The sequence below is a fragment of the Paraburkholderia sp. J10-1 genome (assembly GCF_905220165.1).
Classification (GTDB): domain Bacteria; phylum Pseudomonadota; class Gammaproteobacteria; order Burkholderiales; family Burkholderiaceae; genus Paraburkholderia.
Genome location: NZ_CAJMYW010000009.1, coordinates 59894 through 85358, shown reverse-complemented (window position 1 = coordinate 85358; position 25465 = coordinate 59894). Strand labels below are relative to the sequence as shown.

Here is a 25465-nt window from a genome sequence, read left to right as displayed (position 1 = left end):
CCTGGACTCTCCAAAATCTGAGGCAAACTTTCGCGTTTCGACGTTTGCCTCAAAAGGCCTTTCTGCGCGCCGTTAAAACAGGTGCGGCGCGAGCGGTCGCAACTTCCCGTCGCGTAGAGCGTTCACACATGATCCGAAGTCGAATGATGGCGGAGGCGAAACTCGCACTCGCCGTGCGATACCGGCGTCTGCCTCCTGGGAATCCGGATGGAGCAGAGGGTATGCGCTGCATTGTCGCACCTCCCGCACGACTGGCAGGCTGGCTTGATCTGGATCAACTCACCGCAATAGCTTGATTCATAGGGTATAGCCATGCGCAGCGCATAACAAAGGGCGCAATCCGCCCACATAAGCAGAATCGGGGAAGCAGGTGAAGCCGGAACAAGATAAGTGGCCACAGGCCATTACGCAGTTGTGGGCAAGGTCGTCCGGTGTGGTCCGGATGCTCGTCCGGTTCTTTTCGACGGCGGCGAAATCCGTCCTGACACCAACTGGGTTATTGTGTTGCAGCATAACGCTCTGGTTGGGCACGGCGGGAATCGGTGTCGCGATGCTCCTGGGGTCACGAGCCGACGCCTATGATCGCGCCGTCCAGAACGCAAGCAACCTCACGCTGGTGCTGGAGCGGGACATCCAGCGCAGCATAGAACTCTATGACCTTTCACTGCGCGCCGTTGCCGAGGGAGCGGCAGACCCGGGGTTAATGTCTCTCACACCGAAATTGCGCCATCAGGCACTGTTCGATCGTGCGGCGACCGCCCGCTACCTTGGTCCAATTACCGTCCTGAACTCAAAAGGAGATCTGCTTGTAAGTTCGGATGACGCACCAATGAAGCGAAACGAACGGACAAACTGGACATCATTGCCGGATCACTCAAGTGTCACTGACTCCGGACTCTATATCAGCCGCCCCTATGTTTCCACCGCGGCGGGAAATACTCTTGTTATCGCACTGGCTCGACGCATCACGCGCCCAGATGGAGCATCAGTGGGTACGGTCGTGGGGCGGCTGGACGTCGATTATTATCATGATCTCCTCGACGGCCTGTCGATTGGACCGGGCGGTACGGTAGCGGTGTTCGAGACGGACGGCACGCTGATCGCGAGGCTTCCTTACGATCGTGGCATGGTGGGAAGAAGTCTTGCGAAGACGGCTGTGTTCGGGCGCATCATGACAGGGACGCAGGGGGCGTTTGCTGGCACTGCCAGCATTGACGGGGTACGCAGGCTATACGTCTACAGGCGCCTGGCGGGATTGCCGATGGTTGTCGAAGTCGCGCCCGCGATGAGCGAAGTTTTCGCCGACTGGTGGTCACGAGCCAGGTGGTTTGCAATGCTGATGACTGTCTTCACCGCGGTCAAGGGGGCCGGAACCTGGATGCTCGTCACGCAATTGCGCCAGCGCCAACGCACCGAAGCCGCGCTGCGGCGCATGGCGCAACGCGACGCCTTGACCGGACTGGATAACCGCGGCACGCTTGACAAGATCATGGCCACCGAGTGGCGCCGGGCCAGGCGTAAGGGTGCGCCGCTCTCGCTACTCTTCATCGACATCGACAATTTCAAGGCCTATAACGACTGCTATGGGCACCAGGCCGGCGACGAAGCGCTGAAGGCGGTGGCACAAAGCGTATCGACCAGCATCACGAGGCCTTGCGACCATGTGGCGCGCTACGGCGGTGAAGAATTTGTCGTGGTCCTGCCTGAAACCGGCACGGCCGGGGCGCTGTGCGTTGCGGAGCGAGTTCGCCGTGCAATCGAGGATCTGCAGGTCGAACATGTGAAAAGCCCGTTCGGCTACGTTACGGTGAGCATCGGCGTTTCGACCACCGGCGCGCCGGGTACTGTCGACGTTCGCACGCTGGTGAAAGCCGCAGACGAAGCGGTTTACGTAGCCAAGGGGATGGGGCGCAACCGGGTATGCGCTGGCAGGCATCACGATGCGCAACCTGTCTCAAGTTCTGCGGATTCCCCCTTGACGCAGGGTGTCATCGACATGCATGATGCCGCTCCCGCGGGTACAGCGAATCAAGCGACGCGGCACGCCGCGCCGGCGCGCAACGCTGATCTGATCCCTGGTTGAGCGTCCCTGCCGACTGGTCATCCGGACTTATTGCCGGAATGCCTGGCGCCGCGATCGCATCCATTGGCAATACTCCTGGTAGTCCAGTTTGCGCAGAAGATCAGTTCGTCGTCACTCACGCTGATAATCGACCATGAGAAGACCGCGATCGCCGCCACAAAGACACGTGTCTCCGCGGATTCCACGACCGGCCGCACTCCTCTGGTGGTCGTTGTCGGATTTAGCGATAGTCGCTGGTATCGCGGCAAGTCCGGCCGGTTCAGCCGCCAACGCGCGACACGCATGAATGACCGATGGCGCAATGTCGGTCCGGTCGGTTCAATCGGTGACCTGTTCGGCGGGTTCTGTAGCACGCGAAGCCGCCACGCGAGTCTCAGCGACATCCACGCACGTGGCGCGCGCCGCTAGAGCGTTCAGTATCTCGTGATCAGGAGCACTAAATAAACAAAGAAGGTGATCAGTCGCCGCAAGCTTGAGCGTTTGCTCGACGGTAAGCCCGGTCAGCATATCGGCGATCTGCTCCGACAGGCCTAGCCGGGATATCCCCGTCCGACGGTCCTCGCGAAGCATGCGCTGCGCAAGGGTGATGTATGAAAGATTGACTTCCCCGATTGCCTGCAGCGTGTCGTAGTCGCTCATGATATGTCACCGTTGCTGGGTGGCATGAATGCCACCGATCGATACTCACCTTTGGCTGAGCGTATTTCGCGCATTGCCAAACGTTTGCCACGAGGGCCGGAGTGGTCAGCGACTACGGCGAACACTGGCGACGCCTGGTGTGATCAGACTTCCAGCCAGTTCAACCAGAAGATGCTGTGTGAGGGCACCCGCGTCGCCTCTGGCGATGCCGAGCAACTCGATAAGGGCTTTCGCGATCGCGGTCATGCTTGCCTCCGTCTGCCAGCGGTGGGCCACTGAAAACCGGTTGAGGCCACATGTAGCGCTGTCGTGACGGAAGTATTGCCCAGATCGGTAACGATTCAAGTCAGCGACTGCGGAACTTTGCGTAGGCGCAGGCGCCGCGCTGTCAGCGATTTCCTACGTGACCTGGTCCTCGGGTAGTGAAAGCAGCACGGATCCCGTTGACTGGACGTTCGGTTGGTGGCTTTCTCGTAAGGGCTGCGGGCACCATGCCGGGCCTCTGGTACTGCGTCATGGACAAGATCGTAACCGGTCAGCATGATCGGGTAACAGATTTCCTGAGCCAAGGCGCCGGCGAGCGTCAACGAATTTGGTGTATGCCACGTGTCCATCCGGGGAACGACGACCTGCCGTCAGTACGCCATCCCTTTCGGGCACTGACCATGACGTATGCCGGCCAGGGATACTGGGCCGCCTGGCTGCGAAGTGGCTACGTACAGTTCGCGCAGTTTGCTGGCTGTCCACCAGACGATTTCAATCGTTGTGCCGCTAGCGGGGTAGGGTTTCCGCGGATGAAGACCTGTCGCGTCCCGCATGAATAGCCGGTGCGGCGCGAGATGGTTCAAATGGGGTCAATATTGCATGAACGGCCTGTCTTGTCAGATGAAATGTGGCGCCTATACTTTCCCAATCACCTGAGGATTATCCGGTAGCTGGATTACCCCCTGATTCGGTGGGGCCGTGCGCCACGGGCGGCTCGGCCGGACTGATCGCTTGCGAGCGGGCCGGTACGCCGGAGCCATCGGCGAAATGGCAGTGAACCCCAACGGGAGACCGCGCATGAATGCCACGATTGCTGCGCGCGAGCAGCAGGCGATGATCCGGTGCGTTACGAAGGTTTATGCCCGTTTTCTGCTGGTCGGCTTTGCGCTAATGCCCGCCTATCTGATTGCCTATCTGTTTTTCTTCCAGGATCCTGGGATCAAATTCGAAGATCATCTGTTCCACGAGATCGCGATCGCGGCCGCAACGCTCGAAGGGCTGTTTGTCGCCTACGTGACATGGCAGTGCTACCGGTCATCCGGCGAGCCGTTGTTGCGCTGGCTGACGCTGGGCTTTCTCGGCTTCGTGCTTGTCTATGCCCTGCATGGTGCTTTCACGGGCATGGCACATCACGATCTCTGGCTGTTCCTGCTCTATGGTCCGGCGTCGCGTCTCGTAATGTCGGCTCTGCTGCTGGTCGGTCTTCTGTCGTACAGCCGACCGCCCGATCCCGTCGCGAAGCGATGTGAAAGGCGCGGCTGGCTGGTGTGGATCGTGGTGTTCGTTATCGCCGACCTGGCGGTTGCGTGGCTGGCGCACACCAGGAGCGCAGGTAGCCTGGCAGTGCGCCTGTCGATGGAAGGGGGCGCCCTGGTACTCTCCACGCTGAACGTCGCGGTACTGATGCTGCGGCGGATCAGCACGCCGCTGATGGTCATCTACGGTATTTCGGTCACGTCGTTTGCGCTGGCGTCGCTCGCCTTCATCCTTGGACGACCATGGAACCACATGTGGTGGCTCGCTCATGCGATTTTCGCCGGGGGCTTCTTTCTGCTTAGCTATGGCGTGGTACAGGCGTACCGTACGACGCGCTCGTTTGCCACGATCTATAGCCAGGAAGAACTGATGGCGCGGCTTGCCCAGGCGACCGCGCGTACTGAGAGCGCACTGCAGGACCTGCAGCGGACCAATGAGAAGCTCAGGCACCTTGCTGCCACCGATCCGCTTACCGGCGCGGCCAACCGGCGCCAGTTCATCGAGTCTGTCGAGGCCGAGATCGGCCGCGCCCAGCACGGTGGAGCGTCCTTTTCCCTGCTGGCGCTCGACATCGATCGTTTCAAGGCAATCAACGACGCGTACGGGCACCAGGCGGGCGACGATGTGCTGCGCGAATTCGTGCAGAAATGCCTTGATGCGATTCGCCCTTACGACGGCGTCGCGCGCGTCGGGGGGGAGGAGTTCATGGTGCTGCTGCCGCAGGCAGGTCTGGACACCGCCCTCGCGATTGGCGAGCGAATCCGCACGACGATCGCTGGCAGTACGTTCGAGGCTGGCAGCGGGCGCCGCGGCGAAGTGACAGTCAGCGTCGGCGCATCCCAGTTCGGCCGCGACGGCAAGACGATCGACACGATCCTGCGTGCAGCCGACGAGCGGCTCTACAGCGCGAAACATCTGGGTCGCAACCGTGTCGTCGTCGCTTAAGCCTAGCTGCATGCATCGGGACAGTTTCCGCCATGTTCCACCCGCATTCGGGATGGACTCGATCAGACCAGGCATCTGTGAAATGAACAGGCGCTAGAACAAGAGCTGTCATGTCGCGCAAGCGCGCCGGCCGTTACCTGGGTGACGAAAGCGGCGCGGTGATGAAGGCATCGACCAGCCACAGGCAACACGAAGGGGCTCCATGATGACTTTGCTCGACCAGGAAATTGCACATATTACCCACGCGGTGCGGTCCTCTCTTTGCAGGGATGCGGCGAGTTCAGCCTTGCCGGCCGACTACTGGAGACGGCGGCTCTACGAGCTGTTTGACTCGGGGCATCTGACGAAGGCCCAGTTGCGTGAAATCGACGCCCTGTTGTTTGATCTCGACAGGTGGGATACGCGAACCCGGGAACCAGAGGGACGCGCAGGACAGACCACTAGCGGGACATAGACCAGACCCATCCCCGATGGCCATAAAGGCGGCGTGACCGGAACCGAAAATGGTAGCGAACGGAGTGGCGGATAGCTGCTGCCGGGAACCGACGGACGACCGTGGTAAAGCGATTTTGCGTTCTTCGTCAGGGTAACTTACGCGACTGGCCCAACAACCTGACAATGCCAATTGCGAGACATGTCACATCGCTGTCCCGGCAGTCGGGTCTCAAATTGCGACGTCTCGAACTCACCTCGAACACGGAGGCGACATGATGTCGAAAGCTGGTTCGAAGTCGCACGACCCTTCTGACTACATTGCCCAACTTCAGCAGCATTTCGCGACATCGTCGCAGAGCGACAGCTAGCCGTCACGCGATTCCCGATCATCGACCGGCAACCAAAACCGGATCGCGTGCGTAGCTCGTCGGTCGGGTTCTCGGGCTATTACAGCCATTCCAACCACAGCATTCCGTAGCCACATAACGACCGGTGGTGGCCGAACCCGGAAGTAGGGGGGCGATGATCCGAGTATCGGGGGCGCCGTGACCCTGAACTTCCGTAGACGACCCACTTCGGCGGTTGAAACTAGCTGGACATGAACGCCGGTTTCAGAGGTCCAGAGGTCATCCACGCATGCGTGTTGCCCGTCAAGTCACCGGCCCAAACTGCCGCCGGTCGTCGCAGCAAGACGAGATCGTTCGGTAGAGCCTTCGAAAGCCTTCGCGACCCAGCGAGGCGCCCCATGCCGCCTCGCGCGTCACGGCTTTTTGTTGTGCTTGGACTGCCACTGTGTCATAAAGGCAATCTCCTCCTTTTGCGCCTTGATGATGTTTTCCGCCAGCGCCTTCATTTGTGGATCTTTGCCGTACTTGAGCTCGACTTCGGCTTGATTCACCGCTCCCTGATGATGCGGGATCATGTGCGCCACAAAGTCCGCGTCTGTATCTCCGGTGTATCCGGGTGCGCTCATGTTTTTCATCATCTTTGCCGCGTTGTTCTCAAAGGCCGACGTCGGCGCAGACAGCCGCCCACCGGTTTCTGCAGGCGTATCCATTTTTCCAGTAGACACGTTCATCCGCCCATTTGCCATGGCAGTGGCTTGCTGCGCGCTCGCGTTGAGTGTCATGCCACACAACACGATTCCGACGTTGATCGAGAGGACGGTGAATAAATGGTTGGCTTTCATCTGAATATGCTCGATAGGTGGGTAACTTGATCGTTTGTGGGTGACTACGGTCCTAGTCAGGATCCGCGTATTGATCATCACCCTTCCTATCGTTGGAAGGTCAAGCGTCCAGGGACCAGCGCACACTTTTGCAGAGACCGAGACATGTAGTTGCGCGAAGGGCTGCTTTGCCCGACGACTTATCGGATCGAATCCGTACCTGAATGGCCGGTACTTAGGGCGAGGTCAGCCTGATGTAGTCGTCCCTGGTCGACCGTAGCAGTCCTCGTCAGTGACGACGAGTGTATGGCCGCTTTTTCCGCCCAGATCGGTCTTCCAAGCGTCGAAGTGGTGCAGCAGTTTGCGCCTTTTTCCACACCAATTGCAGGTCCGTTTGGCGATAGTGTTCATCGCGCCACCAAGGCCCGGACCGCCGTCACGACGCCAATATGAATCACTGCCTCTTCCAGCCGGAACTGGCGACGGCGGCAATCGATGCCGATCTGGACGATGCGACTTAAGCGAACACTGGCGACATCATGCCGCATACAAAATGCTTACATTAAAACATATAGTTGATTTGTCAACTTGATGCGCGAATGGGGTGACTATATTACCCGCTGCTTCTCGCTATCGGTGTTACCGCTGTTCTCTCTCGAGTCCGCCCGATCCTGGAGACACGCATGTTGGCAGCAGTTGCCCGGGCCCGGCTTACCCATCATTTGGGCCCTGTCATGAGTTCACTCTCCGCTCCTGTCGCCCGACGGGCACTTTCTTCCTTACCTCGTCCCTTCGTCCGTGTTATTCCTGCAGTGTTCGATAGCCGGAGAATAGCAGTTGTGACAACGGCGGTTGTCGGGACGCTGACCATCGTCTTGTTGGCTGGTATCGCGTTTGGATTTGTGCGCGCCCAGATCATGCGAGAGGAGTTTGCAAAGCTAAACGTGATAGCGGCAGAGGTCCTGGAGCGCAGTGAGCGCTCGAGTGCTCAGGTGCGCGCTGCGATTGCTGAGCTGCAAGCACACGATGCGGCTCCCTGCTCCCCAGAGCAGCTGGCGCTGATGGCAGAGCTCAACCTGAAATACGGGCAACTGCAAGGAGTGGGGTACGTCGCGAACAACCGCCTTATGTGTTCTTCCTATGGACGCCATGGTGACGGCATCCTGTTGCCCGTCCCGACCTCTCAGCACACCGCGAGAGGGCTGCTCCAATTGCGCAAGGCTAATCTTTCTCTCGCCAGCAGTGTCAGATCACAACCTGTGATCATGGTCACGTCTGCCGCAAATGGATACACAGCCATCGTTTCTCCCTCCTTGCCGATCGATGTCGATACAAAGGACCCTAATGTCGCGCTAGGCACGGTGCTCTACAGCTCCAACGAAGTCAGAATGTCTCGCGGAAAGTTCAATCCGAACTGGCATGCTATGCTGGGTGACGGTCAGCATGCGGAATTTATCGCGGACGACAGGATCGTTTCGCTGTGGCGCTCCCCGAGGTACGACTACTTCGCATTTGCCTCGATTCCTGCGGATGCAGCGAACGCGCGAATTCACCAGGCCGGCATAGTGCTCATGTCGTGCGCAGTTTGCGCGATGGTAGTGTTGATGTTCCTGACGTGGCGGTCGGCGCGTAAGGCGCTGCCGCTCTCTGAAGCGATCCGCGAGGGGCTCAGAAGAAAGGAATTCTATCTGGTCTATCAACCCCTGGTCGATCTGAAAACCCTCCGGTGGGTGGGCGCCGAGGCCCTGCTGCGCTGGCGTCGGAGCACCGGGGAGCACGTTCGACCGGATATTTTCATCCCTGTCGCTGAAGACTGCCACCTAATCGAGGAGATTACCGACCACGTGTTCGAGCTGGCCGCAACGGATCTGGCTGGGTTTTTCGAGAAATACCCCGATTTCCATGTTGCCATCAATCTGTCGGCCTCCGAAATGCAGTCACCTCACGTCGTGCCACGCCTGAAGAATTTCATTGAACGCGTAACAGGAGCGAGGGCACGCAACTTCGTGTTCGAGGCCACGGAGCGCAGCTTGATCAAGCCTGACCAGGCAGGGCCGATTCTGGCGGAAATACGGGGGATGGGTTCGACTGTTGCCATCGACGACTTTGGCACGGGTTACTCGAGTCTCTCTTATCTGCAGACGCTCGGCACCGACTACCTGAAGATCGACAAATCGTTTGTTGACGCAATTGACACCGCATCTGTCAAGAATCATGTCGTCGCGCACATCATCGGACTCGGCAAGGATCTGCGACTTCGGCTCATTGCAGAAGGCGTGGAGACTGCGGAGCAGGCCAGGTACCTCAGCGACCGGGGAGTCGAGTTTGCCCAAGGCTGGCACTTTGCCAAGGCCATGGCGATCGGCGAACTGGCAGATTCGCTCAACCGGCAGGTCGCGTAATCACCGTGCCGATACAACCGGACTTACCGCAAAGTAAAGTTGCCGACCAACCCACCTTGGCGCGCCGGCGGCAGGAAAGCGTCCGGGTTGACCACACGAACGAGAAGGTCCTGTATTCGGTGGAGAGCCGCTGCCCAAATTCCGCGAAACGGCAATCGCGACGGACTGAAGTTGGCCGATGACTGCCTGACGGCGTAGGCATGATAGCCCGCCCGCGTGTTCAGATGATGCCGCCGGGCGCGAGCGTTGGGCAAGCTTTCGGCGTCAGTTCGCGGGTGCTGGTGGCTATTGAGGCGACCCGATAAGCGTTCTACTCGTGATCAAGCCGTGGCAGGTCCGCGAGCGTTCGGCGCGTATCGGAATCAGCGACCACCATTTCGATGCCTTCGCGTCCGGCTTCGTCGACGATGCGGCGGACCTCCGGACCAGCAACGCGCTGTCCATCCAGCGGAAATACTGTTACGACGGTGTCGCCCTTGGCCAGTGCATCTACCACTTCGATTACAGGCGATACGTGCAGAGCGACCTCGAATTGTTCCCCGCTCACGGACACCAGCCCCCAAAGCACGTGTGTGACTCTTTTCGAATTCCCATCCGTCCGAACTGCCGTAATAGCGTGCACTGCCATCGCTTTTCCCCCTTCGTTGGGGAAATCCTAGCATGAGCAAAACGATCAGCCGCTTGGGCACTTATCGATGCCGGGATCCGGCGGCGCACCCTTTGCCGACCGTTCGGACGAAGCCGAGTGGACCATCGCAGGCTGACGGTCAGCGGAGGGCAGGCCGCACTGGTTACTTTTGTCTGGCAGCCGCACACGTGACATTTCTAGTGAGGTCCACGCGCACCTCTCCCCCTAGTACGCCGGAGAAAGGTCGTAGGCGATCTTGGAGGTGCAGTTCACATCAGAAACGCTTGGGATCCGATCGTACCAACCGGGGTCTTCCAACCATCGCTCACAATGGCAAGGTGTCGTATGGACTGAGGTGCGGTCGACTCGAATGCGTCGAACATCGACAAGAGGTCATCCCTCGATTGCAGATTCCAACTCGTATGCTCGACAACATGCGGTACAGCCAAATACGCGTACCACGGATCTACTTCGGTGCGTTCAAGCTGCCGAAGCGCGATGCCAGGATACCCTGCGCTGGGCGCAATTTCGATTCTCATCCTATGGTCTCAATGGATCGCGTAATTTACACAATCCGGATCGCACGGGATTCTTCGTACCTGCCCCGATTTCTGCGCGAGAACCGTGTTCAGCGCACGGCTGTTCGACTGCACGACGTCGAGGCTGACCGGATGGCGCTCCGTCGAATAGCTATCCAGCGCGCCCGGTTTTTCGCGGCAAGTGCCATGTCGAGAGCCAGGAAGTCATCGCACGGAGACTCGCAGATTTATGGATTGAGCCTCGTAATTCGTTGGCCTTGTACGCCAAGCCCGGCCATTAACCCCTGCTGGCCAAAGATAAATGCATAGACATCTGCCTGCAATGTTGTGGTATTCATCGACCTACCTGCACCTGCATCCATGACTACAACGGTCGGGCCTACGCCAACGGCCCAACCACTGCTATCGAAAGGTTGGCGCGCGGCTCTATCGGTCATCAGAAACAGCGCCTCCGAGAGCGTCTGCGCACCAGCCTGCAGGCCCCATGAAACCCCCGTGTTCCTGAAATAGCCAAGGACTTTGCCGTCCGGACCGAACAGTACGCCTCTTCCGCCTTGCGCACCCACCCCGAGGCCCCCCCGGAGGATGTTCGGAAACACGAGAACTGCCTTCGCCCGATCATGAAGGTCCCTGGCGCTGGGCGCCGTGTCAAACAGTTGCTGAAGCGCCGCGCGCGCTTGAGCCTCCAGCTCTGGATCACCCATTCCAGCCGACGCAGTCTCCTGCGTCGAGCAGGCCGCCGCGAGAAGCAAAAGCGGGACCACGAGAAAAAGCCGCAGGTACTTGCTCATGACACGCCCTCCATTCGAAACGCGACCTCGCGGTATCAAACGAACTCCCGCATCTGGACCTTCACGGGTCATATCAATAGTGATCCTTGCTTGCCGTCAGGGCAATTGGACCTTGGTCCAATTGCGGCGTGGCAGGTCCCTTAAGCCATCCCGGACTCGCGAGTCGGCCTGCTCGCTGCACGATACGCGTTTCGTCAAGGCAGTGCGTTCCCCAATCGGGAAGCGCTACGTGGTCCGATGACTAGACGAAGGTCCAGACAACGGTTTGACGGCCGGGTGAGACCTCCCAGGCCGGTATCCGGAAGAAACCGTCCTTCGAATGTCACCGCTAGAGCGCGGGCCAATGACCGATAGCGGCGGCTACAGGCCGATGCGGTTGGTCGTGGCGGGAGCTGGAGGTGTCGCGGCGCGATCAGGCCGTCCCGAGCATCGTGCCCCGGCAACGCCTGGCGCCACAGCGGCACGCGTACTTCTGGAGTGACCCGGTCCTGCCTTTCGGCGGAACCTCGAGCGCGTAGCCTATGAATTCTGTGTTCAACCACAGAAGATGAACAGCTCCTCGCCGGGCTGGACGTCCCTGAGAGCGTTGATGTAGACGCGGCCTGATTGCTCGATCGCCTCGCAGTTCGCCTCGCACGCATGATTGAGCCACCTTGCGCCGTTACCGCCGCGGCCGCCATCAATGACGCGCCCGTCCGACAATCCAAAGAGGAAAGTGTGCCCGGCATTGGCGCGCCGCGCGTACGTGCGGGTCGCTTCCCGCCAGGTGGTGACAAGCCCCTTGTACTCAAAGATGCGCTCGCCGACGGAAAGCGCCCGCAGGGCAAAGACGCCCTTTCCGTGAATGGGAGCGTGCCGGACGGAAATGCGCTTCATGCCGGGAAAGTTTGAGGAAGGGAGATCCGGAGTGTAGCGGCGCCAATGGCTCCCAACATGTGACGGTGGATCGTAGCGGGTGTCTGGTCATGTGCCGGCACATATGGGCCACTCGGCGCTCACTTCGTCGTCGCAAACGCGCCGGCTATCTGCCTCTTAAGTTTGACCTCGTCGCTGTGCATATTTTGAGGTCGTTGAGGCCGAAGCGTGCCGCAATTGTGGCGCACCGTTGTGAGTTCCGCGCGGCTTAGGGATCCCGCAAGCAGTGCATGATTGGCCTCGATGACGATGGCGGCGGCCTGAAAACAAAAAGCCCGCTCGGCGGGCTTCCTGTCAACGTCGCAGCGGGCCTCAGGCTGCGGCGGCGTCCTTCAGCTTCTTCAGCGCGCGAATCTTCAGCTTCACCGTTGCCGGCTTTGCATCGAACCAGCGCTCCTGACCCGTGAACGGGTCCTTGCCGAAGCGCTTTTTCTTCGCCGGGACAGCCTGGACGCCGATTTTCACCAGGCCCGACAGAGTGAACTCACCTGCACCCTTCTTATGCACCGAGCCCAGAATCGTGTCCTCGAGCGCAGCCAGAACGGCTTTGGCTGCTTTCGGATCGACACCGGCTTGCTCGGCAACGTGCGTTGCCAACGAGGCCTTCGTGAACGTTTCCTTCAGCGGCTTGAGTACGCCATTGGTCGCAGCCTTCTTCGCCGGAGTAACAGCCTGCGGCGCGGCCTTCCTGGCTGCCTTCGGTGCGGCCGATTTTGCAGCCTTCGGGGCTTTCGTTGCGGTCTTCGTTGCCATGAATAATCCTCTATCAGGTTGAGAACCGCTTAAGACGGTGCACGACGCCTCGCGTTACTGCACCGTCTTAAGCTGGCGCTAAGCGTATCAACGGATTTCGCGATTCGCAACAGGAAAACGCCTTCTGGCAAGCCGTTTCTTCATCGCCAGCGAAGAAAGCCCATGACGTACGTCCGATTTCGCGGCGGCCGCGCGTGAGAGCCGCGACTGAACAGGAAGAACCGCGTAGTCCCACTGCACGCATCTGCGTATCGGTATGGCAGGCAGCTACCCAGGTTACGGCGCTTTGCGGCTTCGCCGAACGGGACACGCGTGGCATCTCAGGACCACCTCAAGCAGCGCGCGGAACAAAAAGGCCGCCGAGGATGGTTGACTGCCCAGCTCCCAACGGACTTCCGCTCAGAAAGGCGGCCGTCTACATGGCCAATGCCATTCACACGGACTGGAGAAAATGCTCGCCAGCCTGAGCGGGTGGTGCGCGCGATCAGCTACTGCGTCGTCAACACGACAACGCGACAGTGCTTCTGGAAGGCCTCCCTGGCTGCCCCTCCATGGGTCGAGGGGGCGGTCCAGGTTGTTCGGGGCTGTGAGCTCAGTCGTTAGATAGCGCCCCCAGCAATGTCGCAACCTTCGCCTTGCTGGTTTTCTGCAATCGGGCCATGAGGGCGTGATCGATTCGCTTCAGCCCGTGAGTTTGGGCGATGTCGTGCTGCAATCGGCACCATAGATGGCTGGCGACCTCAGCGTCAACCATCGCCCGGTGAGCACGACCCGATTTCGGTAGCCGAAGCATCTCCGCCAAGCTAGACAGGCGGTGACTCTGGGCGTGTGGATAGACCCGCCTGGCGACGAGCATCGTGCAAGCAAATGAATGCTCCGCTGGCACTCCAAGCAGCCCCAGTTCTGCCTGCCAGAACCGCTTGTCGAAACCGGCGTTGTGGGCAACGACGGGATGGTTTCCAACAAACGCTGCAGCTTCCCTCATGACTTTCGATACAGAAGGAGCGGATGCGATCATGTCGTTCGTGATGCCGGTGAGAGCAACGACATCGGACGGGATGCGCCGTCCTGCGTTCATCAGGCTCTGGTAACGATCAACAATCTGGCCGTCACGCAGAAGGATGACGGCGATCTCGGTAGCGCGGTCGCCCAGATTCGGCGAAATCCCGGTTGTTTCGAAGTCGAGTACCGCAACGGTTTGCATGTTTCTTTCGTTCACTGATCAGTTGATGCCGTACTACGCACGCTTCCCCACGCCTGACGAGCCACCCAGGCAAGACGCCCCTATCCCGATGCCTGGCTGCATGGAGAACATCCTTGTGCAAAGCCAAATGGAGCGCTTCGTTCTTTCTTGCCGTCAAGCTGACAACGCCTTTCCTTGTTCGCCCGGCTGCCGCTCAGGCCAGTTCGCCAACCAGCGACACACCCAGAGCCTGGATTTTCAGGTTCGTTGCGATGCGCCCGGAGCCGGATGCGTTGAATGATTGGCGGCGTATTCTACGCCTCGTGAACCGATATTTTTCATATCGGCTCTAACGCCCGCGCGAGTTACCGGGGCGAACGTGGAGGGTTGACGGATGAAACGCCTGGACTGACGCGAAGCTCAGGCGCTGCGCTTTCATCTCGCTGGAGTTTAGGATTGCGGATTCACCGGCATCAGGCAAGCCGACGGGTTCAGCGGAGGGCGGGCCGCGGGACCCCATCCGGCGATTTTTGAAGTTGCGTAGTTTGATAGAAAAATGGATTCCTTGTGATAAGAAGGATTATCTTTATAGTGATGTTGTGCATCGCGTTTTCGCAAAAAACTGGGGCTTAGTCGACATCCAGATGCCGGCAAAAGATAGTTTGAGGCGACGCGTGGCGCACGCATGTTGTTCATAGTCGCTGTCTGTCTTGCGGCGGCGTGTCACGTTTTACGAGACGATAGGACTGCCACCGTTAGCTGGTGGCAGCTGAGCGGGCCCCCGCAACATGTCTGCCCGAGTACGAACAGGTGCTCCCCGCGCAATCTGGCAGTTAGCGCGCTGATGACGTTGTCGGTGCTGGCCCTACTGTGATTATGGCGAAAGGGCGCAAGGACTTTCGGGTCCCGTTCGCCGGCACCGATGGCGCAGACGATTGTCTGCCCGGTCATGACCATCAAATCGGCGAGCTGTAGGTTCATCTGCAACAGCGCCTTCTGCATGCGCTCGATCCAGTTGCCCCCGCTCAGTGAGCAGCAACTCACGCTGCCGGATTGGCGCGCGTACTACGCAGACTTCGCAAGCAGGCCGCCAAGCGGCGCTCAGCAATTCGAGACTCTTCAGCTTCTGCGGCTACTGACAGTCCTACACGTCACTCATGTGGCCGAGGGCGTAATCCATCTGGCGCGCATCAACGAGCCAGACCGCGAGGCCGCGCCGCCCGAGTAGCTCGTAGTCCGGGATCCAGTACGCGAAGACCGACCGGATCGATGCGATCAAGCTGGTGATCAACTTGCGCTCGTGGTTGCGCGGCGAGCGCGGTCGGATCCTCGTGGCGTACCGTCATCGCAGGACAAGGGATCGCGTCAGTGGATGCGCGATTGCGGACAACTGCGGAAGGAAGTGCTGTAGGACTGCGATCTTGACAGGAGCCTTCTTCATAGAAGCGTGATTCACAGTTGACGCTTGCTGCGACGTCGCCCTCAGGGAACTCGGATGCGCCAAGACCGAGAACCGATCACGATTGACACGGAAAGGAATATCAGTCCATGGCGCTTTCTCTGGTATTGCGTTGTGCGTTCAGCGATTGAGGATTTGCTTATCGATCCGAGGCGAACGTATTGCCGGACATTTTGGGCAACCAGCCCTTGCTTCTTGGGTGTGTTGGCCGGCGGCGCCCGGCCCAAGGCCCTGCCGACGTCGCATTCTAATTCCTTTCTCCGGATAAACCCGAGCTTTTATGCCCTTGCGGGTTCTTTATCGTGGCTGGGCGGCGGATCGCAATCGTTCTGGGTGACTGCGAAGAGCAAGACCACCGTTGGTGAGAGTGATTCTCACGATCCTGAGAACAGAGAGAAGGGAATATTGCATGAAGAAGCGACCACAAAAATCTGATGATTCTGGAATCGATACGTCTTCAGTTGACGAGCCTGAGGTAGCTGGGCGTCGTGGGTTCCTGCGAGCGGCTGGGCTTGCGACAGCGGCATTCGGTGTCGGCGTCCATGTACCTACAGCAAATGCAGTCGACCGATCGCAGAGCGTGCCGTCCACTTCTCGCAGTATGCCGCGCGTCGCACCTTCCGTACCGCCGCCCGGATATAACATCTTGTTCATTCTGACGGACCAAGAGCGTTACTTTGACAAGTGGCCGTTTCCAGTACCGGGTCGTGAAACATTGCGGCGCGAAGGGATCACATTCACAAATCATCAAATCGCATCGTGCGTGTGTTCGCCGTCGCGTTCGGTGATCTATACGGGGCAGCACACACAGCACACGAAAATCAACGACAACGCGGGAATGCCGTGGCAACCCGATATGTCGACGGATATCCGGACTGTAGGGCATATGCTTCATGACGCAGGGTACTACTCCGCGTATCTCGGCAAATGGCACCTTGGCGGAGACATGCGCAAAACGAATAGTCCATATAATGCGCCTGTGGAAGCCTACAACCGAACTATGGCGGAGTATGGGTTCGACGACTATTTTGGTGTCGGCGACCTCGTTGGCGCGGCTCGTGGCGGCTACAACTATGACGGCGTCACGACCGAATTGGCCGTCAGTTGGCTTCGAAACCACACGGCGAAGCTTGCCGCAGAAAAGAAGAACTGGTTCTTGGCAGTCAACATCGTGAATCCTCACGACGTAATGTTTTTGAACACGGACCCCACTGGCCAACAGGAACAGACCAACAGTCAACATTTGTTACACATAGCGCCGGTGCCCAATGACGCGACATATTACGCGTCTTGGAATCAAGTTCCGCTCGCTGCGTCCCGACATCAGCCATATGATGAACCTGGACGCCCAGCCGCGCACGGCATGTTCCGAACGGCCATGGAGCACATCACGGGAGCGTTCCCATTTACTGATGATCGAATCCGAACATATCAAAACTACTATTTCAACTGCGTTCGCGATTCCGACGCACACGTCGTGCGCCTGCTTGAAACACTTGCTGCGTTGGGGTTGCGTGACAATACGATCGTTGTGATGACTTCGGATCATGGAGACCACGTAGGCGCGCACCAACTCGTTGGCAAGGGCGCAACCGCGTATGCCCCCCAGAACCACGTTCCACTGGTCATTCGACATCCCGCGTATCCGGGGGGGACAAGCTGCCGCGCACTGACCTCTCATCTGGACATTGCCCCGACTCTGCTTGGGCTAACTGGGGCGGATGCGGCCACCGTGACGCGGCTTGCGGGCGATGCTGCTCACGGGCGCGATTTCTCCGATCTCCTGTCGCGGCCGCAGGCGGCGCCGATTGACGCAAAACGCAAGGTATCGCTGTTTAACTACGCGATGCTCAGCAATTACGACAGTGAGTGGATGGTACAAGAGTTTCAAACTCTTTCGATGAAAGGTGCCTCACGGGAAGTCATACTGAAACGTATGCAAGACCTGCAACCAGACTTCCGCTTTAGAGGCGCGATTCGCAGTGTGTTCGATGGGCGTTATCGATTTTCCCGTTATTTCTCGGTTCTCAATTTCAATGAGCCCGTTTCCCTAGAGGCACTTTTCGAACATAACGACGTGGAGCTTTATGACACGCTGAATGATCCTGACGAGGTTCGCAATTTGGCGAGAGATCGGAAGGCACATGGCGAACTTTTGCTTGAAATGAACAGTCGTCTAAATACGGTCATCCGCGACGAAGTGGGCGACGACTCGATCGCTTCTTTGCCGATTCGAAATGGCAAGGTGGAAATTCTGAACGCGAACGGCTCCGCCTGAAAAAGTAGGTCGCGCAGCATTTCGCTGCGCTCACATAGCGCATTCGGCAGTTTGCGCTACAAACAATAAATGCAGGTCGCTTTTCGCACCGTGCAGCCGGTTCAACCCACGAGTTTGCCGGGACTATATAAATCTGGAGACGAAAATGTTTTATGGAGCCCGCCGCAAGGCGACTCTCAGGCTGTCGATTTGCGCGAGCGTGGGCGCTCTGTCCTTTGGCGCGCAAGCCCAAAGTAGCGTCACCTTGAGTGGCATGATCAACTCTGGTGTGCTGTATGCAAACAACGCTGGGGGGCATTCGCAATGGTTGGCTACTAGTTCCCAACTCACACCTACCCGTGTCATCTTCCACGGGACTGAAGATCTTGGTGGTGGGACATCGGCGGTGTTTCGTTTGATGAGTCCATTCAATATTCAAACAGGGGGCGGATCTGGACGGGCATTCAATGTTTCGTATGTCGGGTTCGAGCGAAGGAACTCGGGTCGGTTGACATTCGGGCGACAGTTTGAGGCGCTTTCAGACATGACCGAAGGTCTGGCGAGCACCTCAACGTGGTCGGGCAATATTGGTGCTCACATCGGCAATGCAGACAACCAAACTCAGCCATTTAAGTCCAGCAACGCGATCAAATACTTAAGCTCCGCCTGGTGTGGGCTGTCATTCGGTGTAACGTACGGCTTTAGCAATTCCACGGAATTTTCGGAAAATCGCTTGATGAGTGCTGGTGTGACGTACCGGCCGGGTCCGTTTCGGGTTTCACTTGGTTACATGCAGGCCGATCGTCCGGATTCACAGACGGCAGGCGCCGTGGGGACCTCAGGGCCTGGTATCAACGACGACTACAAGAGTCCTTTTGCCCAGAGTGTACGTGGAGCTGGCGTGTTCCGTCAGAGGATTAGCGTAATTGGTGCGAGTTATGACTGGCAGGCGATTAAGATCGGGGGCGAATATACCCACGTGCAATACGACTATCTAGATAGCACTGGACTCAATCTAGACACATTTGAGGCCAACTTGCGGTGGCAGATGTCGCCCTTTTGGATGTCGGGCGTGGCATACATTAGAAGCGACGGGAAGTACAAGGGCGGCAGCGGCGCACAACGTCAGCCGTCATGGGACCAGATCGATGCAACCATACAGTATGCGCTATCGAAACGAACGTTCTTGTATTTCCTCGCGGTTGCGCAACAAGCTCACGGTGCTAAAGCGCAAATCTACACCCTCTCCGCGTCATCCTCGAACCGTCAGTTCGCGGTAACATCAGGAATTCAGCATAACTTTTAGCCCAACGCGCTGGAGGAGTAGTTACTTGGCCATGCGAGAGACAGAACTTCTGAATCTTGCGCACCTACGGGCTTTTTCCACGATTGTGTCTGAAGGGCGGCCAAGTGCGGCCGCACGGAAGCTCTCTCGTGCGCAAACGTCGCTCATGCGGATGATGCGCGAGCTTGAACTATCCATCGGTGAGCCATTGCTCGAGAGGCATTCGTGCGGCGTATTGCCGACTCCCTCTGGGAAGACGGTACTACAGCGCTCCGAGCGTATTTTTTCTGAATTGGAAAAGCTTACCGCTTGGTGCACATCTCTACGCACTGGTCGTTTCGAGACTGAGGGGGTAGTTTTACCCGATTGGTTGCTCAACACGCGCCGGTTGCAGATAGTGGTATCGCTAGCGCGCGAGCGTCATATGCCAACCACAGCAGTCGCTCTCGGAATCACCCAACCAGCGGTTAGCCGAGCGCTTCAGGTATTGGAAACCGGTAGTGGACTATCGTTGTTTGTGCGAGGCCGCTCGAGAGATCGACTCAAGCTGACAACGGAAGGGGAGTCGTTCGTACCATACGTGCAGCGTGCGCTCAGCGACCTGCGTCATGTACACGCTGATCTCGCGGCATCGCACGGCACCGTAACGGGTACAGTCATTGTCGGTTCTCTACCCTTGGGCCGTGCACGCATTCTTCCTTCGGCAATCGCCGCGGTAACTCGCGAGTATCCCAATGTGAGGATCGTGACAGCAGAGAACGCATATGCGGTGATGGCAGCATCGCTGCGTTGCGGAGATATGGATGTAATGCTCGGACCAGTGCTCACTGGCAATCAAACTGACGGACTCGCCGTTGAGCCGCTACTCGCGGACGATATAAAACTCATTGTACGAGCCGGGCATCCCTTGGCAGCTCGGAATGGAAGTTCTCTTGCAGACCTTGCCGGCGTGAAATGGATTTTCCCGCGGCTTGGCTCGCCAGCTCGGGAAACTGTGGACGCAGCGTTCGCGCGTATCGGCTTACCTTTTCCAATACCCTCCGTCGAAACGGCGGACATCAGTACGATCCGAGGCTTGCTTCTTAATTCAGAGATGATTGCGGCGCTGTCCGCGGAATCGCTCTATACGGAATTGCAGGCGGGCGCACTTGTGACGCTTGATATTTCGCTTCCTGATACGCGACGTAGCGTTGGATTGTTTACCCGCGCTGAATCTACTCCGTCGCCCGCGGCTCAGCTGCTTATTACCGCCATACTGAGGACGGTACACTCGGAACGGTCCACGACGGACGCCCATAAACTGTATTAGATCCAGAATTGCTTTTGCGATCACGTACCGTGAGGTCCGTTCTGATCGCCTTTTGGCTTTCTGTTAATCTGTCGGGCGGCGCAGGCGGTAACGTCGACGATGGATCCGGCTGAAATCCGCCAACTTGCGCCTCATTGTGTCCGCGAGCTCAAGGCCTTCTCTGTGATGCAGGCCGTGCGAGCTCCGGTCCAACCTGTCATGTCATCACACTCGATGCCCACGTTAACCTTTGGACGTGTGCCGTATTCGACTCCTTGTCTGGTAGCAGTGACGCGTCACGGCGCCGCCGCCCCCTTCGACTTACTAACCCAGGTCGTCAAGAGCGTGAACAGATAGCGGCAGCGACAAGGGATAGCATCGCGGCTTGAATGGCGAGGCGAGGCTCTAGGCGAACGCGCAGTTTGCCGAAGCCGGCAACCAACCATGAGTGCGCTCGACGGTCCAGCGGTGGTGCCCGGCCGTTCTTTGCCCTCAACGCCGCGGCGGCCAGAGCGCGCCGTGATCCCTCTTTTTTCAGGTACTGCTGACAGGATGCAAAGTCGTAGCGCTTGTCCACCCCGGGTAACCGCACACGTGGGAGGGGTGCCTGTGTACCGTGTCGTCAACTCGACCCACTCACTGCGGAATTGCGGTGTCCCCAGTTGCTTCATGTTCTATTGTCAGGGAGTTTGCGGGCACCCAGTTAGTGACGCGGTGAAGGGGCGCCAGTGAGGCATTGGATCGGGTTGATTCCTCCCGACAGAAGGTTCAGAAAATTTGCAAAATTGCAACGCAAGATTTCAAATCTGAACACGCCGCGCTGGGCATGGCGCGGTCCTGCCGCGAAAGCACGAGCTTCAAGTGCTTGGCGGCTACCTGGCGCATTCCTTGCTCCGTTACTGCCCGCTTGAAGAGGCGGCCACCAATGAGTCCTGGTTACGCATTGGAAACGCTATTCCTTAATGTAAGGAGGGACGCAGCAAGATGAATAATCGTTACGAATCGGAGCAGCCTGTTGCCACAGGCAGCGCGGACTCTAACCCTTCTCCGAATCGATTCACGCCAGTTCAGGCGCGTGCGGTCAAGACGTGCCCGAACTGGGCATGGGCGACTCTGCAGGGGCAATATGACTGGATGGATTCCAATTCGCCTTTCATTGACCCCGCGTAATGGCTAGGGATCCCCGCCACTATTCGAGACAAACCAACCGTGCGAAGCACGCAGCCGTAGACGATCCGACCGAACAGGCCGCGTAGTCGTGCGTCTATTTCAAGGCGTGCGCGCATCGTCATACTCGGGCGATTGTTTGGCATCGAGCGAAGTTAGCGGAGCCGTGTCGAGGGCTTGGGGCAGCTTGGCTGTCTCTTTTGCTGGCCCACGTGGCGTCGTTGGCGTGGGGTCCTTCCTCACTTTCGCCTTTAAGTGGATTTAGGTCGTCAAGGCCCGTTTTGACCAGGCCGGCGCGAGCCGACACATCATGAACCACAAACCTATCAAGTCACTGCTCATTGCCAACCGCTCGGAAATCGCGATCCGCGTCATGCGTGCCGCCGCCGAGATGGACATCAGAACGGTCGCCATTTATTCGAAGGAAGACCGTCTTGCGCTGCATCGATTCAAAGCCGACGCGAGCTATGTGGTGGGCGAGGGCAAGAAGCCGCTCGCGGCTTACCTCGACATCGAGGATGTTCTGCGCATAGCAAGAGCGGCGAACGTCGAGGCGGTCCATCCTGGCTACGGTTTTCTGTCCGAGAACCCGGATTTCGCCCAGGCAGTAGTTGATGCAGGTATGCGCTGGATCGGCCCCACGCCCGAAGTTATGCGCATGCTTGGCAACAAGGTGGCCGCACGTAACGCGGCGATCGCTGCGGGCGTACCGGTGATGCCAGCAACGGACCCGTTGCCGACCGATCTCGACGAATGTAAGCAGCTTGCTTCCAGTATCGGCTATCCGCTGATGCTCAAGGCAAGCTGGGGCGGCGGTGGCCGAGGCATGCGCGTACTGGAGAGCGAACAGGATCTCGAGCCTTCGATTTCGGCGGCGCGGCGAGAAGCGCTCGCGGCATTCGGCAACGACGAAGTCTACCTCGAGAAGCTGGTACGCAACGCGCGCCACGTGGAAGTACAGGTGCTTGGCGACTCGCACGGCAACATCGTGCATCTGTATGAGCGAGACTGCACGGTGCAGCGCCGCAACCAGAAGGTCGTTGAGCGCGCGCCGGCGCCGTACCTGGATCATGCGGGCCGGGCCGAACTCTGCGAAGCGGCACTGCGCCTCATGCGCGCGGTGGGCTATACGCATGCGGGTACGGTCGAGTTCCTCATGGATGCAGATACGGAACGGTTCTACTTCATCGAAGTCAACCCGCGTATTCAGGTCGAACACACGGTGACTGAAATGATCACCGGCATCGACATCGTGAAGGCGCAGATCAGGATCACAGAGGGCGGCCGCATTGGCCTCACCGAAGATTCCGTGCATGAGACCGGTGGCATCGTCGAACGCGCGGCTGGTGTGCCCGCGCAGGCCTCGATTCCCTTGAATGGCCACGCGCTTCAATGCCGGATCACGACGGAGGATCCCGACAACGGCTTTCTGCCCGACTACGGGCGGCTTACCGCCTATCGCAGCGCATCGGGCTTCGGTGTCCGGCTAGATGCGGGGACGGCCTATGGCGGCGCTGAAATCACGCCGTACTACGATTCCCTGCTGGTAAAGGTGACAACGTGGGCGCCGACATCGACTGAAACGATTCGCCGGATGGATCGCGCGCTGCGTGAATTCCGCATTCGGGGCGTCGCGTCGAACCTACAGTTCCTCGAGAACGTCATCAACCATCCTGCGTTCGGCAAGGGGGAAGTAACGACCCGCTTCATCGATCGCACTCCTGAACTGCTCGCGTTCACCAAGCGTCGCGACCGCGCGACCAAGCTGCTGCGCTATCTCGGCGAAACGAGCGTGAACGGTCATCCAGAGATGACGGGCCGTTCGCTACCGGCCTTGCCGCTGCCCACACCCTTGCTGCCAAAGGTCGATACGTCCAAGCCGCTGCCAGTGGGAACGCGCGATCGCCTGCGGAATCTGGGCGCCGAAGGGTTCGCGCAATGGATGCTCGAGCAGAAGCGTGCGCTCCTGACCGACACGACGATGCGCGATGCCCATCAGTCGCTGTTCGCAACGCGCATGCGCACGGCAGACATGTTGCCGATTGCGCCGTTCTACGCGCGTGAGCTCCCTGAGCTATTTTCGATGGAGTGCTGGGGTGGAGCGACCTTCGACGTGGCGCTACGCTTCCTCAAGGAAGACCCGTGGCAGCGCCTCGCGCAGTTGCGCGAGCGAGTACCCAATATCCTCTTCCAGATGCTGCTGCGCGGCTCGAACGCCGTGGGCTACACGAACTACGCTGACAACGTCGTGCGCTTTTTCGTGCAGCAGGCGGCCAGCGCGGGCGTGGATGTGTTCCGCGTATTCGATTCGCTGAACTGGGTCCGCAACATGCGGGTGTCGATCGACGCGGTGCGCGAAAGCGGCGCGCTGTGCGAGGGCGCGATCTGCTACACCGGTGATCTGTTTGACGCCGCGCGCAAGAAGTATGACCTCACGTATTACGTGGGAATTGCGCGCGAACTCAAAGAAGCGGGTGTGCACATCCTGGGAATCAAGGACATGGCGGGCATATGCCGTCCGCAGGCCGCAGCGGCGCTCGTGAAGGCGCTCAAGGAGGAGACCGGGCTGCCGGTCCACTTCCATACGCACGACACGAGCGGCATTTCGGCGGCTTCCGCACTCGCGGCAATCCAGGCAGGTTGCGATGCCGTCGACGGCGCCCTTGATGCGATGAGCGGCCTGACCTCGCAGCCTAACCTCTCCAGCATTGCAGCGGCGCTCGCGGGTACGGAGCGTGATCCGGGGCTCAGCCTCGACCGTCTGCATGAAGCATCGACGTACTGGGAGGGCGTGCGGCGCTACTACGCGCCGTTTGAATCGGAGATCCGCTCCGGCACGGCGGACGTCTATCGTCACGAAATGCCTGGCGGGCAATACACGAATCTGCGCGAGCAGGCCCGGTCGCTCGGCATTGAGCACCGCTGGACCGAGGTGTCGCGCATGTATGCAGATGTCAACCGGATGTTTGGCGACATAGTCAAGGTCACGCCGACTTCGAAGGTCGTGGGCGACATGGCGCTCCTGATGGTGGCGAATGACCTGAACGTTGCGGACGTCTGCGATCCGGCGAAGGACGTCGCCTTCCCCGAGTCGGTCGTGTCGCTGTTCAAGGGCGAACTCGGCTTCCCGCCCGATGGATTTCCCGAAGCGCTGTCGCGCAAGGTCTTGCGCGGCGAACCGCCGGCGCCATACCGGCCCGGCGACGAGATTGCACCGGTCGATCTGGATGCGTGGCGCGTGAAGGGGGAGGTCGCATGCGGACACCAAATGGACGACCGGCAACTTGTTTCGTATCTCATGTACCCGAAACAGACAGCTGACTTCTACGCGCACCTGCGTGCCTACAGCGATACGTCCGTGCTCCCCACCACGGCCTTCTATTACGGACTGCAACCGCAGGAGGAAGTTGCCGTCGATATCGACGCGGGCAAGACCTTGCTTATCTCGCTACAGGGCCAGCATGCCGACGTAGATGATGGCATGGTGAAAGTCCAGTTCGAGCTGAACGGTCAGTCACGTACGGCCGTAGTCGAGCAGCGCAGCGCCGTTCAGGCGTCAACAGCGCGCAAGGGACGCCCAATCGCCAACCCAGAAAATCCGCTGCATGTGGCCGCACCGATGCCGGGCTCGATCGTGAGTATTGCGGTACATCCCGGGCAGACCGTGCGCGCAGGCAGCACACTGATTGCCATGGAGGCCATGAAAATGGAGGCGCACATCACAGCCGAACGCGACTGCGTGATCGCGACGGTGCACGTGCAGCCTGGCGATCGCGTTGCGGCGAAGGACTTACTCATCGAGCTCGAAGCGGCAGACGGCTGAGAGGCAGCTGGCGCCGCGTTTGTACCAGAGCCGTTCGCGGCACCGCAGCCTCGTAGACGCCAAACGGAGTGCCGGTCAGTGTGCATACTGACCGGCGCAAGCCGTCACGACGCATCCCATTGCTGCGATTGGTCAACACTGCCCCCCGATTCGCAGCGATCGCGGCTACGACTCCGGCACACGT

General features: G+C 59.1%; 18 protein-coding genes and 2 pseudogenes. 9 read left to right on the top strand and 11 right to left on the bottom strand.

Annotation, left to right across the window (positions count from 1 at the left end; genetic code table 11):
* Positions 1-442: 442 nt before the first annotated feature.
* Entirely contained in the window at positions 443-2083 is a 1641-nt protein-coding gene (locus U5A65_RS25660) for a diguanylate cyclase (protein WP_321948465.1), read from the top strand.
* A gap of 318 nt (positions 2084-2401) precedes the next feature.
* On the opposite strand, the gene flhD is transcribed toward U5A65_RS25660, so the two are convergent.
* Entirely contained in the window at positions 2402-2722 is a 321-nt protein-coding gene (gene flhD / locus U5A65_RS25655) for a flagellar transcriptional regulator FlhD (protein ID WP_321948091.1), read from the bottom strand.
* 105 nt (positions 2723-2827) lie between these two features.
* Positions 2828-2968 (bottom strand): hypothetical protein, encoded by a 141-nt coding sequence (locus U5A65_RS25650; RefSeq protein WP_321948090.1) that lies wholly within the window; start codon positions 2966-2968, stop codon positions 2828-2830.
* A gap of 816 nt (positions 2969-3784) precedes the next feature.
* Between U5A65_RS25650 and U5A65_RS25645 the strand changes: the two genes are divergently transcribed.
* Entirely contained in the window at positions 3785-5188 is a 1404-nt protein-coding gene (locus U5A65_RS25645) for a GGDEF domain-containing protein (RefSeq protein WP_321948089.1), read from the top strand.
* 1195 nt (positions 5189-6383) lie between these two features.
* Here the strand turns inward: U5A65_RS25645 and U5A65_RS25640 are convergent.
* The gene (locus tag U5A65_RS25640; protein WP_321948087.1) at positions 6384-6812 is read right to left on the bottom strand and encodes a DUF305 domain-containing protein; all 429 of its coding nucleotides are present in this window, start codon (positions 6810-6812) and stop codon (positions 6384-6386) included.
* 285 nt (positions 6813-7097) lie between these two features.
* Here U5A65_RS25640 and U5A65_RS25635 point away from each other — a divergent pair, with 285 nt between their 5' ends.
* Together U5A65_RS25635 and U5A65_RS25630 are read left to right on the top strand one after the other, a co-directional pair.
* The gene (locus U5A65_RS25635) at positions 7098-7244 is read left to right on the top strand and encodes a hypothetical protein (RefSeq protein ID WP_321948085.1); all 147 of its coding nucleotides are present in this window, start codon (positions 7098-7100) and stop codon (positions 7242-7244) included.
* 230 nt (positions 7245-7474) lie between these two features.
* Positions 7475-9193 carry an EAL domain-containing protein gene (locus U5A65_RS25630; RefSeq protein WP_321948083.1) on the top strand — a complete coding sequence of 573 codons (1719 nt, stop codon included), beginning with the start codon at positions 7475-7477 and terminating at the stop codon, positions 9191-9193.
* A gap of 310 nt (positions 9194-9503) precedes the next feature.
* On the opposite strand, the gene U5A65_RS25625 is transcribed toward U5A65_RS25630, so the two are convergent.
* The 7 genes and pseudogenes from U5A65_RS25625 to U5A65_RS25595 all read right to left on the bottom strand — a co-directional run bounded on the left by U5A65_RS25625 (position 9504) and on the right by U5A65_RS25595 (position 15293).
* Complete coding sequence (locus U5A65_RS25625) at positions 9504-9761, bottom strand: hypothetical protein (RefSeq protein WP_321948082.1); 258 nt, start codon at positions 9759-9761, stop codon at positions 9504-9506.
* Positions 9762-10587: 826 nt separating this feature from the next.
* Entirely contained in the window at positions 10588-11151 is a 564-nt protein-coding gene (locus tag U5A65_RS25620) for a YSC84-related protein (RefSeq protein WP_321948081.1), read from the bottom strand.
* A gap of 412 nt (positions 11152-11563) precedes the next feature.
* Positions 11564-12027 (bottom strand): annotated as a pseudogene (locus U5A65_RS25615) (SET domain-containing protein).
* Between the two features lie 351 nt (positions 12028-12378).
* Positions 12379-12819 (bottom strand): HU family DNA-binding protein, encoded by a 441-nt coding sequence (locus U5A65_RS25610; RefSeq protein WP_321948080.1) that lies wholly within the window; start codon positions 12817-12819, stop codon positions 12379-12381.
* 592 nt (positions 12820-13411) lie between these two features.
* Positions 13412-14023 carry a 3'-5' exonuclease gene (locus tag U5A65_RS25605; protein WP_321948079.1) on the bottom strand — a complete coding sequence of 204 codons (612 nt, stop codon included), beginning with the start codon at positions 14021-14023 and terminating at the stop codon, positions 13412-13414.
* A 702-nt stretch (positions 14024-14725) separates the two neighbouring features.
* Positions 14726-15004, bottom strand: a complete 279-nt coding sequence (locus U5A65_RS25600) for a hypothetical protein (protein WP_321948077.1) — start codon at positions 15002-15004, stop codon at positions 14726-14728.
* Between the two features lie 142 nt (positions 15005-15146).
* On the bottom strand, positions 15147-15293 hold the full coding sequence (locus U5A65_RS25595) for a hypothetical protein (protein ID WP_321948075.1): 147 nt from the start codon (positions 15291-15293) through the stop codon (positions 15147-15149).
* A gap of 204 nt (positions 15294-15497) precedes the next feature.
* On the opposite strand from U5A65_RS25595, the gene U5A65_RS25585 reads away from it, so the two are divergent.
* From U5A65_RS25585 to U5A65_RS25570, 4 genes are all read left to right on the top strand, one after another.
* Positions 15498-15896: a hypothetical protein gene (locus tag U5A65_RS25585; RefSeq protein WP_321948072.1), complete on the top strand. Its 399-nt coding sequence runs from the start codon at positions 15498-15500 to the stop codon at positions 15894-15896.
* Positions 15871-17739, top strand: a complete 1869-nt coding sequence (locus U5A65_RS25580) for a sulfatase-like hydrolase/transferase (RefSeq protein WP_321948070.1) — start codon at positions 15871-15873, stop codon at positions 17737-17739. Before U5A65_RS25585 ends, U5A65_RS25580 begins: the two co-directional genes overlap by 26 nt.
* A 145-nt stretch (positions 17740-17884) precedes the next feature.
* A complete protein-coding gene (locus U5A65_RS25575; RefSeq protein ID WP_321948068.1) occupies positions 17885-19024 on the top strand; it encodes a porin in 1140 nt (379 codons plus the stop codon).
* A gap of 31 nt (positions 19025-19055) precedes the next feature.
* Positions 19056-20312, top strand: a complete 1257-nt coding sequence (locus tag U5A65_RS25570) for a LysR family transcriptional regulator (RefSeq protein WP_321948464.1) — start codon at positions 19056-19058, stop codon at positions 20310-20312.
* A 316-nt stretch (positions 20313-20628) separates the two neighbouring features.
* Here U5A65_RS25570 and U5A65_RS25565 read toward each other — a convergent pair.
* Positions 20629-20865, bottom strand: a pseudogene (locus U5A65_RS25565) (IS5/IS1182 family transposase); the annotation flags it as partial.
* 903 nt (positions 20866-21768) lie between these two features.
* Here U5A65_RS25565 and U5A65_RS25560 point away from each other — a divergent pair.
* The gene (locus U5A65_RS25560) at positions 21769-25281 is read left to right on the top strand and encodes a pyruvate carboxylase (protein WP_321948067.1); all 3513 of its coding nucleotides are present in this window, start codon (positions 21769-21771) and stop codon (positions 25279-25281) included.
* The last annotated feature ends 184 nt before the right edge of the window (positions 25282-25465 follow it).